The sequence below is a fragment of the Pseudozobellia sp. WGM2 genome, from assembly GCF_017810075.1.
Classification (GTDB): Bacteria; Bacteroidota; Bacteroidia; order Flavobacteriales; family Flavobacteriaceae; genus JADNYK01.
In genome coordinates this window covers 451,776-467,021 of record NZ_JADNYK010000002.1, presented here as the reverse complement: position 1 = coordinate 467,021, position 15,246 = coordinate 451,776, and the positions used below count along the sequence as shown (strand labels likewise).

Below are 15,246 nucleotides of genomic sequence, written 5' to 3'. Positions count from 1 at the left end.
TAATATCTTTACGGCTTATTTCGTTCGCAAATTGCGCTTATGGATCCGTACGCAGCCCTTCGCTATAGAGAATTCAATATTTTTTTGTTGGTCCGTTTTGCTATGGTCTTCGCTTGGTCGATGCAGTTTATTGTCATCGAATGGCAAGTCTATTCTATGACCAAAGATCCACTTTCGTTGGGCATCATAGGTTTAATGGAAGTCATACCTGCGGTATCAACGGCACTCTTTGCCGGCCATATAGTTGACCAAAAGGAAAAGCGCAACCTCTTGGTGAAATGTATTTTTGGTTTTTCAGTCATCAGTCTAGGGCTGTTTATATTGAGCCTGCCCTCAATAGAACTGCGCGCCTCACAACAAATAATTCTGTACAGCATCTACGCCTTAGTATTTTTGGGTGGTATCGTTAGAGCCTTTATTGGCCCGACCATATTTTCATTGATAGCTTTAATTGTTCCAAAGAAAATTTACCCGAATGCTGCTACTTGGAGCAGTACGACTTGGCAATTGGCAGCAGTGATGGGGCCTGCTTTGGCCGGCTTTTCAATTAGTTGGATAGGGGTTCACTGGTCGATGTGCGTCATATTCGGTTTTTCGGTATTGGCATTGTTGTTCCTTTTTCAAATTGGCCGGAAACCGATTTTGAATCCGAAAATCGGGGAACCTGTTTTTCAAAGCCTTCGAGAAGGTCTGCGCTTTGTTTTTAGCACCAAGGCTATTTTAGGCGCCTTGACTCTGGATATGATCGCCGTACTGTTTGGTGGTGCCGTTGCCTTGTTACCAATTTACGCCCAAGATATATTGCATGTAGGCTCCGAAGGTTTTGGGGTTCTACGGGCGGCCCCGGCAGTTGGTGCAGCTATAACCATGCTGGGCTCGACACGTTTTCCCTTGCATAAAAATGCGGGCAAGAAACTGCTGTTGGCCGTATTTGGATTCGGCATTTGTATGATTGTCTTCGGATTGTCAACCTCTTTCTGGCTTTCTGTCGCCGCCTTATTTGTCAGTGGGGCCGTAGACGGAATTTCAATGATTGTTCGACAGACCATTCTACAACTCAAAACCCCAGATAATATGCGTGGGCGCGTAGCTTCGGTCAATTCAATGTTCGTAGGTTCGTCAAATGAACTGGGAGCTTTTGAGAGTGGACTTACGGCCAAACTCATGGGAACCGTTACTGCTGTGGTATTCGGTGGCACAATGACATTATTGACCGTTGGACTCACCGCATTTGTCTCTCCTACATTTAGGAGACTCGATTTACAAAAAGATATCGACGAACATGAGTCAGATACAAAATAGGCAAAAAAAAAGCCTCTACAGTAGAGGCAATTTCTTTAGGTAGGTAACACTTAAGATTTGGGATCGTCAAGTGAAAAATGTAGGTAAAATGAAGATTTGGGATCAACATTTGATTTTAATAACACTGTAAAGATATGTACTCGATCCGGATGTCGGTAACTTTTGTTGTCAAGCATCCAAATCATGTTGTAGGAAATATATTACTTGTTGTTTGGCGTTTGTGGCCCAAGCTTTAGTGCTCGAATTTTTGCAACCTGAGCTGTACTCCATCAAAAACTGCGTAGGTATAGTAGTTGACCCAATCGCCGAGATTGGTATATTTTGATTTTCCGTTGAGGTCTATTTCTAAAGGAAGGTGTCGATGACCGAATATAAAATGATCGTAGTGCAGGGTTTCCAATTTTTTTTTGGCATATTGAACCAACCACTCATTATCATCACCAAGGTATTTGGCATCATCATCTCCCGAAATCAACTTATTCTTTACTGAAAAGTATTGAGCCAAGCGCACGCCTATATCTGGGTGCAGCCAACGAAAAAGCCACTTTGCCAAGGGGTTGGTGAACACTTTTTTCATACGCTTGTAACCCTTGTCGTTCGGGCCAAGCCCATCGCCGTGACCTATAAAGAATGTAGCCCCATTGATATTGAATTGTTGTGGTTTATGAAAAACGGGGATGTTGAGTTCTTCCTCAAAATAACCGTTCATCCACAAGTCATGATTGCCGACAAAAAAGTAAATAGGTATACCTGAATCTGAAATCTCGGCCAACTTTCCTAAGGTTCTTGTAAACCCTTTCGGAACGACCGTTTTATACTCCATCCAAAAATCGAACAGATCACCCATTAAAAAAATTGCGGCTGCATCTTCTCTAATGGTATCGAGCCATGCTACGAATTTTTTCTCTCTGGGGCGACTATCTTCCATCGTGGGCGCACCCAAATGATTATCACTTGAGAAATACACCTTTTTGCCCGCTGGAATGTCAATCGTTGTCATGATGGGGCAAATATAAATATTCGTAAAACAAGGTTGGTATATTATGGGTTGTCGCTACTGTACCATTCGGCATAAGAAGTATCTGTCTCTTGTAGCTTTAAGGAGTGTAATGTGATATTCTCTGGTAACCTGCCACCTATTTTCTTGGCAAAATCTATCACCATATTCTCACTGGTAGGCTGGTAATCGGCCAAAATTACATTGTGCCCCCTATCGGTCAATTCTTTGGCCAACTCTACATGCGGTGTGTTTTTGTTGAAAACCGTGGCATGATCGAACTTGTCGACAATTTCTTCTTTGACAATTTTCTTTAAATCACCAAAATCGATAACCATTCCCAGCTTAACATGAGAAGTGTCTGTAATAGGCCTGCCGATTACCGTAACCGAAAGTTTATAACTATGCCCGTGAACATTTCTACACTTGCCATCATAACCGTACAGGGCATGCCCCGTCTCAAAATTGAATTGTTTGGTGATTCTAATATTGTCCATCACATACTTTTGTGAGACAAAGGTATTCAATTTAAAAAACCAATCCGTTTTTAGTCTACATTTACCCGCTTTTTTAAATATAAATTATAGTGGCAGAACTTTTTGAGCAACTTAATTTTGAGACAAACTATCTATATGAAAGAATTATCGATGATATTCTTGAACAAGGGTATTGCATGGTTGACGAACTTTTTTCTACTAAGGTTGTTGAGGCTTTGAGGGCAGACCTTTTACAAAAATATCAGGACGACCAATTTAAAAAAGCGGCCATAGGTAATCGTACCAACGAAGTTATAAAAGCTGGTATTCGGGGTGACTTTATCTTATGGATGGATGAGAACCTTCAAGATTATGCCCAAAAGTTATTCTTCGATGAAATCAATAATCTCGTCAACTACCTCAACCGAACGTGTTTTTTAGGCATTTTTCGAAAAGAGTTTCATTATGCGCTTTACCCAATAGGAAAGTTTTATAAAAGACATCTCGACACTTTTCAAAATGATGACCGAAGAAAGTTGTCGCTCGTATGCTATTTAAATGAAGATGATTGGCAACCTGAAGATGGCGGAGAATTGGTGCTTTATCTGAACATCGATAATAAAGAAGTACCGAAGACGATTTACCCGTTCCCGGGCAGAACGGTGATATTTGAAAGTCAATTATTGGAACATGAAGTAAAACCTGCCATCCGAGAGCGTTTGAGCATTACCGGCTGGCTAAAAACCCACTAGTCCATCAATTTAATGATCTGGCCTCACCGGTTGCGTCCACGCCATTTCGTACACCATATTTTCAACAGGGTTATCTTGTAAAGCTGTCGAGCTAATCTTAGCTCTTACGAAGAGCATATCAGATTCTAAACTAAACTGGGCTTTCTCTCCCTTGACGGTTTTGAAACTTTGTGTTTGGGAATCTCCCTTCTTGCATCCAATAAACTCAATTACATATTCAATATCTTCTTCTACATCTACCTCAACTTTCAGCACATTATTTTCGAACTGAACTTCTTTCAGTTCTACTCCGGTGGTCGAGTAAAAATCACCGGCCTCCAAAGCATTTATAAGTTTTATAGCTGAGAGCGTATCGGCTTGCACCATGACCCAGCCTCTACCTGCATTACTCCATTTTTTGCCTTTTCTGTGGTAATTATGAGAATCATCATTAGCAAGGCCGTACATCATAGGTTTACCTTCGGCCAAGTAATTGATGTTAATAATATCCCACATTTCTTCTGTAGAAATATGTGTTGAATCACCCATGTTGTGTACTGCAGGGTGACCATTATAAACTTCAAAGAAACGCTCGCCTTTTAAAGCAATCATATCTTCTAAATCAATACTATAATAAAAGTTGGGGTGATTGATGTGCGGAATGATAGGTACTCCCGTAGTTTTCCTTTGTTCGAGCACCTGGTCGATATTGTTTTGCATCACTTCAAGAACACTGTTGCCCCCTTGAGGCTCAATCATTTCTTGAATGTTGGTGGCATTCATATGAATATGCTTATCCTCATATCGATCTGTAATTTCCTCGGAAGGAATTACCAAAAACTTGCCTTCTTCCTGAACCCACCCGCTATACTCTTCGAAGGTCTTTAACCTTACCATGGTTCTACCTGAATCTACCTTATGGTTCACCCAATCAGAACCATACTCTTTGAGATACGTTTGAAAGGCCTTTTGCCGAAGCGTATCTTCAGAAATAGTGACCCACTTCTCATCACGTGCAATTGTATTATGATCAGAAAGTGCTAAAAAATTATACTCGTTAGCCTTATACCAATCTAGAATAACTTCCGGAAATTCATCGCCATCGCTCCAATACGAATGGGTGTGCAGGTTGCCTTTGTACCAATTCAAAGTTTTAGCAGGCTTCTCTCCCTTCTCTTTTTCGGTACAGCCAATAAGTAGAAAGAAAATGAATAAAAAATACGCAGTTCTCATCTTTTTTGGTTTGGTGGTGACCAAAAATAATGATAATTAAACAACACTGGTTTAAATTACCATTAAACCTTTAGGGTGTAGCGTACTATGATAAAAGAAGACTATAAAAATTGTTATTACCGCTTAAACCTCTTTCTGGTTTTAACTCGATTTACAAAGTAAATGGCCACTACAAAAAGTGCCAAAAGTGGAAAGATAAGGTCTCCGTTAAGAAAGTTTAGAATATCCATTAAAAAGTAATTTTAGAGGATAACGTATGGGATGTCGGTCTTATTATTTCTTGTGCATTTTATTGCCTCGCATACGGTTTATGATATAAACGACGATGACGACCACCGCCAATATCAAAAAAATCATATTTCCGCTTAAATATTCAGCCATATCTATTCTATTTTTTGAATTTAGAAAGTGCGTTCTTAGTAAAGTCCGAAAGCACCAATTTACCTGTGATACCTGCCCTATCGATCAACAATTCTTTCCAATGGTCGGTATCGGCCCAAAGCACCTTTTTCCATTCCGTAAGTGCTTCAGGGTTATAACTCGACAATTTCTCTACATAAAACCCGAGTTCTTTATCGAGTTCTTTCACACTATCAAAAACACGCGAAAACAACCCTTTTTCTTGAGCCCAGTAGGCATTTTTCCAATCGGTAGGTGCCAGTGACATTTCAGACAGCGCACCCTTGCCCATTTTTCGTTCTACCGCCGGTTCAATCACCAACGGTGCAATACCAATAGTAAGCTCTGATAATCGAATCGAGGCATCGACAGAAGCAAAAACATAGTCACAGGCCGCGGCCAAACCAACACCACCACCAACAGTTTTGCCCTGAACCCGACCCACGATTACCTTCTTACAAGTACGCATCGAATTGATTACATTCGCGAAACCACTAAAGAACATTTTACCTTCTTCGAGATTGGAAACAGCTACCAATTCATCGAACGAGGCTCCACCACAGAAAGCTCGATCACCCTCCGATTTTAAAACAATTACGTTAATATCGTTATTGTCGGAAAGCTTGTTGAACTCTCTGGTCAATCGATCTAAAAGCTCAGCTACAAATGAATTACCCGCCGGATGGCCAAATTCTATAGTGGCGACCTTACCGTCGATTCGCGTATAAAGACTTCCGTTTTCTCTTTCGGTTCCCATTTAGTATAAGTTTAATGCGTACGTTGGAATCTTTATCGTACCCTTGCCTTCAAAATTAGTGATTTTGCAAAAGGGGCAGAAATTTTCTTCTAAACTCCCATACCAAAGCACCTCCACGAATAACCATCCAAACGGTGAAGGCTATCCATATACCATAAAGCCCCCAATTTAAGTACTTACCGAGAAAAAGTATGGGCACGAAACCCATAAAAGTAGCAACGAGTAGGGTGTTACGCAGATACTTCATTTCGCCCATCCCTTTAAACAATCCATCAAAAACAAAGGCAACGGTGTTCATGGGCAAACTTAGAATCACGATAAAAAATACAGAGTAGAAAGTGTTGAGTACCACATCTTCCTTAGAAAAAAGATAGCCGATAGGTTTGTAGAAAATAAAACCTGCGGCAACAAGCAACAAGCTGATCAAGAGTCCGTATTTAATTATCTTTTTGGCCAAAAGCCAAAGTCCGCTGTAGTCTTTGGCCCCCAATAACCGACCTCCCATAATATTACCGGCTGCGGCATAGCCATCGATAAAAAAGGCGGAAAACAACCAGATATTTATGGCTATGGTATGGGCCCCAATATATTTCGGACCCAAAGCCGTGGCTTCCCTTACCGCCAAAATAAGCGCGGTATTCAAGGCCAAGGCTCGAACGAACAGGTTCAGGCTCATAACGACCAATCGACCGAGTTCGACATGAACGGGTAGTTTCAGGCGTAAACTAATATCCGTTTTATTCCAGAGAAGAACAAATGCAATAATAGCCATGACCCCTTGTGAAATCAAGCTTGCCCAAGCAGCACCTTCTAGATACATCGGTTCGATGTAACCCGCTACACCATACACCAAAATAAAATCTAGAACAATGTTCAAAACGGCACCAACTATCGCAATCAACATAGGGTAGTACGTGTTTTGTAGCCCACGAAAAATGCCCATTACCGCAAAAACGAAGAGCGTTAACGGAAAACCCCAAACTCTGATAGAGTAATAAGAAATACAATATTCAAGTATCTTACCCGAGGCATTGAGAAGCTCAAAAATTTCACGCACAATGAAAATGGTCGATAATAGCACGACTATGCTCAAGCTGATATTCAGAAAGATGGCTTGAGCGGGCAAGGTCTTTACCTCTTCGATTTTTCCGGCACCCAAATATTGGGAAATAATGGCGGAAATAGCGCTGCGCGTTTGACCTAAAATCCAAATCAACATCGATAAGAAAGAACCCACTATACCTGCAGCGGCCAAAGACTCTAGGCCATCGACGGGAATATTGCCTACGATGGCCGTATCGGTAATCGACAACAAAGGTTCGGCAATACCCGCTATAGTTGCCGGAACAGCCAGTTTATTTATTGTTCTAAAGTTGATCGCCGCTTTCAAGTGGCGCAAGTTACAGCACTAATTCGTAACAATGAAAAGGATATTCGCTCTGTTTCGGAAAATAGATATCTTCAAGCTTTTGATAGCCTCTCTTCTCATAAAACCTTTGGTTTCGCTTGTTCTGACTAAATGTATCTAGGCGCACCGAGGTAAAACCATTTTCGCGTGCATAGCACTCAGCAAAAGACATCATTTTTTGGGCTTGGCCTTTACCCTGTTGATCGGGGTGAACGCCCAAGCGATGAATGTAGAAATTCTCCCCGTTTTCGGTGGTCCATTTTATCAGCTTATACTCCTCATCCATCAACGTAGAAATAACTATAGTACCGATAACATTCTTGTTTTCTTCGAGCACATAAAGTTCATTTCGTTCTATATCTTTCTCAAAGGCATTAGTAGAAGGGTATTCATCGTTCCACTGATAGATTTCTTGCTTTATCATGGCCTTGGTACATGCCTTGACTATACTCATTATTTGTGGGATGTCGGATAGTTTTGCCGGTCGGATCATTGAAAAAATCTAATTTAATCGTAAATTTAAAGTTAAAACCTCGAATTTCATGAAACACATTCTTGTACCAATCGGAATTTCACCCGATGCAAACCACACTTTACAATACGCCATAGATTTTGCCAAAGAATTTTCATCAAAGATTTTTTTGATGGAAGTTTTTAGCGTTTCGGTAGGAGCCGGAAAAAGTTTGACCAATGTTACCCAAAAGGTCGCCGAAAGTGGAAAAGAACGAATGAAAGAGGTACTGGAAAAAGTGGACTCAAAAGGAGTTGAAATACAAATTGCATCGTATAACGGTAATATTGAAGATGGATTAAAAAGTATAGATAAAGAATTGGGCATTGACCTTATAATAGTGGCTCCACGAAGCAACGATGTAAGTGAAGCACAATATTTGGGCAATACCTCTGGCCGTATCATTAAAAGAACGAACATACCTACTTTGATTGTACCAAAAGGCACCCCAATAAGGCCATTGAATACCATATTAACTGCATTTAAGTCAGGTGTTTTAAAGAGAAAACGCATTCTTAATCCTTTATTGGAAATTCGAAATAAATTCGATGCCAAGGTGAACCTTTTACTGGTTAAGACTCCCGGCTATACCGACGACGATCTTCAGGTAAATACGGCTTTGATGGATATCAGTTCGCAAATGACAATGGCCGAGGCCCCGACTACTTACCTTGGTGTTTTAGAACACCTGCAATCTCAACACCCAGATTTATTATGCGTGTTTCGACGTAAGAGAGGTTTCTTTAAGAAGCTTTGGGAAAAAAACACCATACCAAAGGCAGAGTTTTCGGCACGAATACCTGTATTGGTGCTTAGTGTGAAGAAAGATTAGGCGACAAAGACCATTACTTTATCAAGAAGTACTTTGATACCTTCATAAAAAGTATTTTCTTTGCCTTCACTAAAAGGGGGATTAGCTCAGCTGGCTAGAGCGCTTGCCTGGCAGGCAAGAGGTCACCGGTTCGACTCCGGTATTCTCCACTAATTTTTATAGGGCTTCAAGAGTTTTTTACTTTTGAAGCTTTTTTATTTGCACGCAATTTGCAAGCGCAATATGTTAAAAATTATTTTGACATCAAATAACACCATTTGATGTCAAATTGTAGCAAATATATTTCATAGACTTCTGTTTTCATTATTCAATCCATATTTTTAGAATCTTTCAGTACTTATATTGGGACAAATAATATGCCCCACTTGTCAAAGTTTTCATCTGTGAACCTAATAATTAATCTATTGTAAAAACCTCAGTAAATCCCACTTACAATTTCAATTCCATGAAAAGTCACTAATCGAAAATGTTTATAAGTTTCAACAACTAAATACATTGACGAAAGATTTACTGTACAGGAAAAATTCCATTCAAATGCGCCATTTTAGATATTCAACAATTTTTAAATATGGGTTAAAAGATGCCTGCAATTGTAAGCTTCCTCTTTTTGAATTGCCAATACATCTTATGTTTTCTTTGGGGAGTATTTTTTGATATGAGTGGAAAATAGATAAGAATAATGTTCCATAAACTGGAAGATAATCTTCAAAACCTACGTTTGATGCTTTTTTAAGGCTAAGCAATGTAATGAGTATTGTACAAATATTTATTAAAAAAACATGGGGGTAACCCAATTTTTGTTTCGTTATATAAAGAAAAGAAGAGTTTAATAAAAGCAGGCTAAAGTTCTATTATTGTTTTTTTATTTCTGACAATAAGTTTTGTGTAATCAAGAAATTAAAAAATACTGAAAACCAATTTTAACTATTGGTTTTTATACGCATGCAATCTTTGAGTTAGTTTGAGTTAGTTTAGTTAAATTAAAGCGGAGGTAATCTCCGCTTTTTTTATCAATCGCATTGCAAAATGTGATAAATATTGTCAACCCTAAAAGTAAAGTATACTAGGTTATAATGAAAGTTACGCTTTGAGAATCGGTTTAATCCTAAACCATAAAAATAAAATAGAAAGCAATTTCCCTTTTATTTTATTGCGAATAAGACAAAAGGCCTTTTTCATCTGTTTCTCAACTGTACCAACAGAAACATTTTGAAATTCAGCAATTTCAACATAAGTTAGTCCTTCTTTTTTATTTAATAAAAATGTTTCCTTGCATTTTGGAGGTAATTGTTCGATTTCCTTTTCTACTAGTGCTATTAGTCGTTCTGTTTTATCGTTATCTGAAGATTCAATGTTAGAATTTACAAAATCTATGTATTTTTTTTCTAATAATGTTTTAGCAATATCCTTTCGATATTGATCTACAAATTCATTATAAACAGATTTATATAAATAACTTTTAATAGAAATATTAAAATTCAGCTTTTCTCGTTGTTGCCACATTCTAATAAAAACATTTTGTACTATGTCTTCTGACCTGAAACTATCTCTGGCAAGATTGCTTGCATACTCACATAGCTTTTCATAATAAAGTTCGATTAGATAAGTATAGGCAATTTCATTGCCTTTCTTTAAATGCTGTAAAAGATCTCTATTGTTTAAAAATTTTGTTTTCAATAATTAAAGTTAGTTAAGATATAATCAAATATAATTTTTTTTAAGAAGTCATGGGGGTAAGGGAAATTTTGATTCGTCTTAGGTTGTATAGGGCATATAAAAAGAATGAAAACGGAAATTGAAAATTTAATTATAAAATTCTTAACAAATGAGGCCAATCTCTGCGAACTTCAGCAATTGGAAATGTGGATCAGTAATCCTGATAATGAAAGCTTGTTTTTAGAATATATTAAGACCAATAACTCTATAAATAGGGCAATATTCAGGTATAATAAAAACGATGCAAAGGTCAATGTTATTAGTTTTATACGACGTGAAAGAAATATTCTTAATAAAAGGCGCAGAATTAAAAATTATAAAAGATACGCAGCTGCGGCTGTTATTTTTGTTATACTCTCGACCACATTATATATTAATAACGGTTTGTTAGATTCTGACTCTATTGATAAAACTCCAGTAACTGAAAGTTATATTATCGAGCCTGGTACTGATAAAGCTACTTTAATACTTGAAGATGGTTCTGTTGTAGCATTGGAAAAGGGTTCATCTTTCCAAACACAAAGCATTAGCAGCAATGGAAAGCAAATTGTATATGAAGAGCAAGGACAAAGTTCAAAAAAAATAGCATACAATATACTGAATATACCTAGAGGAGGACAGTTCCATTTAAAATTATCGGATGGCACGGAAGTATTACTGAACTCCGAATCGCAATTGAAGTACCCTGTTTCATTTTCGGATGGGAAAACCCGAAAAGTTGAACTCATTTATGGAGAAGCTTATTTTAATGTGTCCCCTAGCACAGAACACCATGGCGCAAAATTCGAAGTGGTTAATAATGCACAGAAAGTTGTGGTAATAGGCACTCAATTCAACATAAAAGCCTATAAAGATGAAGCGAACATCTACACAACCTTGGTCGAGGGCAAAGTACAGATAAATTCTTCCACGGTAAAACAAATATTGTTGCCAAATCAACAGTCAAAACTAAATATTGTGAATAACGAAATGTCAGTCGACATAGTAGATGTGGAAAATGAAACCTCATGGATAAAAGGCATTTTCAGTTTTAAGGGAAAACCATTAAAAGATATCATGAAAGTAATTTCTAGATGGTATGATATCGATATAATTTTCGAAAATAAAGATTTGGAATCTATAAAATTCAAGGGGACTTTGGATAAAAATCAAGCAATTGAAGAGGTTTTATCAATAATGAAATCCAATTCTATTAATGATTACGAATTAAATGACAAAACAATTATTATTAAATAATAATTAGGTTTAACATATACGGTATACTATCAGTATACAGATAACAAATAGATTTTAAAAACCAAATAAAATATATGCCAATGAAATGAATTTTAATAAAAAAAAAGAGGATAAAGTTTAACCCGCAAAAGTTCATAGCTCTATCCCCTTGGTACTATTATCAATTAATTAAAATTTTAATCAACCAATAACACACAAATTTATGGAAACTAGATTGATCAAGGGCTGTTTTCAATTGAGAAAACGCCTATTATTGATTATTATGAGAACATTCATTTTCTTATGTTGCGCAACTATTTTTGCTATAACGCCTAGTAATCTTTTGTCTCAACATTCTAAAGTTAAAATAACAGCGGATGAATCATTGACAGTGGACGAAGTTTTTGATCTCATCATGGAGCAGACCGAATATAAATTTTTCTATGAAGAAGGTATATTCAAGGATTTTCCCAAAGTACAAGTAAAAAAAGGCCGGATTAGGACCAATATGTTGCTTAAGCAAAGCTTGGCTAACGGGAATCTTAACATTGAGGTGACGACTAATAACGCTATTCTTATTAGCGAAAAATCTCCAAATAGTTTATTAGAGAGCCCGCAAAATAAAGAATTCCAAAATAATATTTCCGGAACCATAACTGACCAAAATAATCAACCTTTACCTGGGGCAAATATTCTTGAAAAAGGAACTACAAATGGTACACAAGCTGACTTTGACGGTAATTTTTCTCTAGAATTAGGGAATAACAATGCCACTTTAGTGATTTCCTACATTGGGTTTGCCACAAAGGAGGTGTTGGTGAACGAACAAACTACTGTGAATGTGCAGTTAATTGAAAGTTCCCAAGGCCTGGATGAAGTAGTCGTTGTAGGATATGGAACTGTTAGAAAAAGTGACCTTACAGGTTCAGTGGGATCTGTGAATGCAAAAACGCTTGAAAAGCGGCAGATAACTAATGTTGGGCAAGCTCTATCTGGAAGAGTGACTGGTCTCGATGTTTCAATTAATTCGGGAAAGCCCGGAAATTCTCCGACTATAACAATTCGTGGGGCTACTTCTGTTAGTAACACAAATAGTCCGCTTTTTGTAGTAGATGGAGTTATTATGGGGATGGAATCATTGCAAGGTGGAATTAGTCCAATAAATACTATAGATCCCAATAGTATTGAATCCATACAAGTTTTGAAAGATGCTTCTTCAACAGCAATTTATGGAGCAAGAGGAGCTAATGGAGTTATCTTAATTACAACAAAAAGAGGGAGTACAGAACCGCGTGTCTCTTATAATGGTTATACTAGTATTAGCACAGTTTCCAGGAGGATGGATCTAATGAATGCTGCTGAATATTTAAAGGTGGAAGACATTGCCTATCAAAACGCTGCTAAATTTGATCCTGTAGGTTTTGCCAACGGTAAATTTATCGACCCAAAAATAAAGAGAGAGTCTTTTATGATAGGTAATGATAAAGGTAACCCTGTTTTGTTTGATGCCAATTTAAATCCACTATATGATACAGATTGGCAAGAGGAAGCATTTCAGACTGCCATAGCTCAAAATCACAACCTGTCTTTTACAGGCGGAAATGAGCAAACGCGTTTTGGTATTTATACAGGCTATAGAGACGAAGATGGGGTAATGAAGAATACTTGGCTAAATCGCTATTCCTTGCGCTTTGTAATCGATTCTAAAATAAACAACTGGTTATCAGTAGGTGGCAACATTAACTATAACAAGGAATCTCAGAGATTTCTAAGCGGTTGGGGTATGAGGGCGGTATACCAAAGTATCCCAATTATCCCCGTTAAGTGGCCAGATGGGACATGGGCGAAAAATGGAATATATCCGGGCGAAGGCCCGAATCAAAGGCAGGTGGCAGAAGAAGATAATAACTTCAGAAATACACAAAATACAGTCGGTAATCTTTTCACCGAGATTGAGTTTATCAAAGATTTAAAGCTCAAGACGATGGTTGCAGCGAATGTTATTCGCCAAGAAACTAATAGGTACTCTGGCCGTAATGTGGATTGGATTTCAGAAAATCAAGGTGGTATTGCTAGTATCTCTTCACTACAAGCAGAGAACTGGCAATTTGAGAATCTTCTTAGCTATGCTTTGGATATTAATGATAAACACTTTGTTGCTGCTTTATTGGGTCAGTCCCTAACTACAACAAGTAGTTTTTCTTCGGGCTCATCATCATATGATTTTATAGACGATTATTTTTTATATAATAATTTAGGTATTGGAAGTAATCCACGTCCTCCTAGTTCCTCAGCGAATGAGTATAGCATGGCTTCTTTTTTTGGAAGAGTTAATTATACCTTATCTAATAAATATTTGTTAACAGCAACTGGTCGTATTGACGGATCTTCAAAATTTGGGAAAAATAATAGATTTGCATTTTTCCCTTCGTCAGCAATAGGGTGGATAGCCTCGAAAGAAGACTTTTTGAAAGATAACCCAGTAATTTCATTTTTGAAGTTACGTACGAGTTTTGGGATGACAGGTAACTCGGAAATTCTTAATTATCAATATGAAGCTGGACTGGGACAATACACTGCTATATTTAACGGAAATAGAAGTACTAGCATCGGGATATCTACATTGTCTAACCCTAATTTAAAATGGGAGGTTAATACTCAAACTGATATTGGATTGGAGGTTGGATTATTCGATGGCCGAATTTCTCTGGAAGCAGATATTTACAGGAGAGTTTCTAAGGATATGCTTCTAAATAAACCAGTTCCCCAATCAAGTGGCTACACTACAGTTACAGAAAATGTCGGGAGTATGAGAAATCAGGGATTAGAGCTGGCATTATCAACTTATAATATATCGAAACCAGATTTTTCGTGGAGTACAGATTTTAACTTAACAATTAATGAAAATAAAGTTTTAAAATTAGCCGGAGGATCCGATATCCTATTAGGTAGTGTTCCAGGTGGTACTCCTGGAAGTATTGTCAGAGAGGGTTTGCCTGTTAATACTTTTATAGGTTACGTTCGTTTGGGCACTTGGAGCACTGATGAGGCAGAGGAAGCTGCAAAGTATCAGCGTCGTCCAGGTGATATTAAATATAAGGATGTCAATAATGATAACGCCATTAACTCACAGGACTGGCTACCTATAGGTAATGGATTACCGGCCGGGTATGGGACTTTAGTTAATACATTTACTTATAAGAGCTTCGAGTTATCTGCAGATATTCAATTTGTTTATGGAAATGATGTGATGTGGGAAATAACACAAGTATTACAGGATCGCACAGGTGCATATAACAATATGGTGAGAAATACTTTATATGATGCCTGGACTCCCGAAAACCAAAATACGTATATCGCACAAAATAAGCCTTTATCCGTGGGGTATGACACAAAAAATGATACATACAGACTAAAAGATGGATCTTTTATCAGAGGGAGAAATTTTACACTCTCTTATAACCTTCCGCACGAACTGGTGAATCGTTGGAGGCTATCGAATTTAAGAGTTTATACCAGTGCCCAAAATCTTTTCACAATTTCAAAATTCCCTGGATATGATCCTGAGGTTTCTACCACGGATGGACAATTTACCCGAGGACGTAGTGCCTTTAACGATTACCCTAAAGCCAAGACATTCACGGTTGGTATACAAGTAGACTTATAATT

12 protein-coding genes and 1 tRNA gene are annotated in these 15,246 nt (G+C 37.7%); 6 read left to right on the top strand and 7 right to left on the bottom strand.

Translation table 11 applies throughout. The features are described 5' to 3' along the window. Positions 1–39: 39 nt before the first annotated feature. Complete coding sequence (locus IV512_RS05585; RefSeq protein ID WP_209401447.1) at positions 40–1,302, top strand: MFS transporter; 1,263 nt, start codon at positions 40–42, stop codon at positions 1,300–1,302. A 232-nt stretch (positions 1,303–1,534) separates the two neighbouring features. Here the strand turns inward: IV512_RS05585 and IV512_RS05580 are convergent, their stop codons facing one another. Both IV512_RS05580 and IV512_RS05575 read right to left on the bottom strand, forming a co-directional pair. After that, positions 1,535–2,293 (bottom strand): UDP-2,3-diacylglucosamine diphosphatase, encoded by a 759-nt coding sequence (locus IV512_RS05580; RefSeq protein WP_209401907.1) that lies wholly within the window; start codon positions 2,291–2,293, stop codon positions 1,535–1,537. Positions 2,294–2,343: 50 nt separating this feature from the next. After that, positions 2,344–2,796 carry a 6-carboxytetrahydropterin synthase gene (locus IV512_RS05575; protein WP_209401445.1) on the bottom strand — a complete coding sequence of 151 codons (453 nt, stop codon included), beginning with the start codon at positions 2,794–2,796 and terminating at the stop codon, positions 2,344–2,346. Positions 2,797–2,885: 89 nt separating this feature from the next. On the opposite strand from IV512_RS05575, the gene IV512_RS05570 reads away from it, so the two are divergent. Beyond that, positions 2,886–3,527 (top strand): 2OG-Fe(II) oxygenase, encoded by a 642-nt coding sequence (locus tag IV512_RS05570; RefSeq protein ID WP_371743261.1) that lies wholly within the window; start codon positions 2,886–2,888, stop codon positions 3,525–3,527. Between the two features lie 9 nt (positions 3,528–3,536). On the opposite strand, the gene IV512_RS05565 is transcribed toward IV512_RS05570, so the two are convergent. From IV512_RS05565 to IV512_RS05550, 4 genes are all read right to left on the bottom strand, one after another. Beyond that, positions 3,537–4,739, bottom strand: coding sequence for a histidinol-phosphatase (locus IV512_RS05565; RefSeq protein ID WP_209401443.1), 1,203 nt, complete (start codon positions 4,737–4,739; stop codon positions 3,537–3,539). Positions 4,740–5,127: 388 nt separating this feature from the next. Then, positions 5,128–5,895, bottom strand: a complete 768-nt coding sequence (locus IV512_RS05560; protein ID WP_209401441.1) for an enoyl-CoA hydratase/isomerase family protein — start codon at positions 5,893–5,895, stop codon at positions 5,128–5,130. A gap of 55 nt (positions 5,896–5,950) precedes the next feature. Beyond that, complete coding sequence (locus tag IV512_RS05555; RefSeq protein ID WP_209401439.1) at positions 5,951–7,285, bottom strand: MATE family efflux transporter; 1,335 nt, start codon at positions 7,283–7,285, stop codon at positions 5,951–5,953. A gap of 10 nt (positions 7,286–7,295) precedes the next feature. Continuing rightward, the gene (locus IV512_RS05550; RefSeq protein ID WP_209401437.1) at positions 7,296–7,796 is read right to left on the bottom strand and encodes a GNAT family N-acetyltransferase; all 501 of its coding nucleotides are present in this window, start codon (positions 7,794–7,796) and stop codon (positions 7,296–7,298) included. A 49-nt stretch (positions 7,797–7,845) separates the two neighbouring features. On the opposite strand from IV512_RS05550, the gene IV512_RS05545 reads away from it, so the two are divergent. Both IV512_RS05545 and IV512_RS05540 read left to right on the top strand, forming a co-directional pair. Continuing rightward, on the top strand, positions 7,846–8,646 hold the full coding sequence (locus tag IV512_RS05545; RefSeq protein WP_209401435.1) for a universal stress protein: 801 nt from the start codon (positions 7,846–7,848) through the stop codon (positions 8,644–8,646). Between the two features lie 75 nt (positions 8,647–8,721). Then, positions 8,722–8,795: transfer RNA gene (locus IV512_RS05540), tRNA-Ala, on the top strand. Positions 8,796–9,726: 931 nt separating this feature from the next. On the opposite strand, the gene IV512_RS05535 is transcribed toward IV512_RS05540, so the two are convergent. Further along, positions 9,727–10,323 carry an RNA polymerase sigma factor gene (locus tag IV512_RS05535; protein WP_209401433.1) on the bottom strand — a complete coding sequence of 199 codons (597 nt, stop codon included), beginning with the start codon at positions 10,321–10,323 and terminating at the stop codon, positions 9,727–9,729. Between the two features lie 105 nt (positions 10,324–10,428). Between IV512_RS05535 and IV512_RS05530 the strand changes: the two genes are divergently transcribed. Continuing rightward, a complete protein-coding gene (locus IV512_RS05530) occupies positions 10,429–11,598 on the top strand; it encodes a FecR family protein (protein WP_209401431.1) in 1,170 nt (389 codons plus the stop codon). Positions 11,599–11,800: 202 nt separating this feature from the next. Continuing rightward, a complete protein-coding gene (locus IV512_RS05525) occupies positions 11,801–15,244 on the top strand; it encodes a TonB-dependent receptor (protein WP_209401429.1) in 3,444 nt (1,147 codons plus the stop codon). Positions 15,245–15,246 lie beyond the last annotated feature (2 nt).

Bases quoted from the DNA above. Each gene is read 5' to 3' on its own strand.
- IV512_RS05565 (WP_209401443.1), bottom strand. From the start codon at position 4,739: ATGAGAACTGCGTATTTTTTATTCATTTTCTTTCTACTTATTGGCTGT.
- IV512_RS05525 (WP_209401429.1), top strand. From the start codon at position 11,801: ATGGAAACTAGATTGATCAAGGGCTGTTTTCAATTGAGAAAACGCCTA.
- IV512_RS05545 (WP_209401435.1), top strand. From the start codon at position 7,846: ATGAAACACATTCTTGTACCAATCGGAATTTCACCCGATGCAAACCAC.
- IV512_RS05530 (WP_209401431.1), top strand. From the start codon at position 10,429: ATGAAAACGGAAATTGAAAATTTAATTATAAAATTCTTAACAAATGAG.
- IV512_RS05585 (WP_209401447.1), top strand. From the start codon at position 40: ATGGATCCGTACGCAGCCCTTCGCTATAGAGAATTCAATATTTTTTTG.
- IV512_RS05560 (WP_209401441.1), bottom strand. From the start codon at position 5,895: ATGGGAACCGAAAGAGAAAACGGAAGTCTTTATACGCGAATCGACGGT.
- IV512_RS05575 (WP_209401445.1), bottom strand. From the start codon at position 2,796: ATGGACAATATTAGAATCACCAAACAATTCAATTTTGAGACGGGGCAT.
- IV512_RS05550 (WP_209401437.1), bottom strand. From the start codon at position 7,796: ATGATCCGACCGGCAAAACTATCCGACATCCCACAAATAATGAGTATA.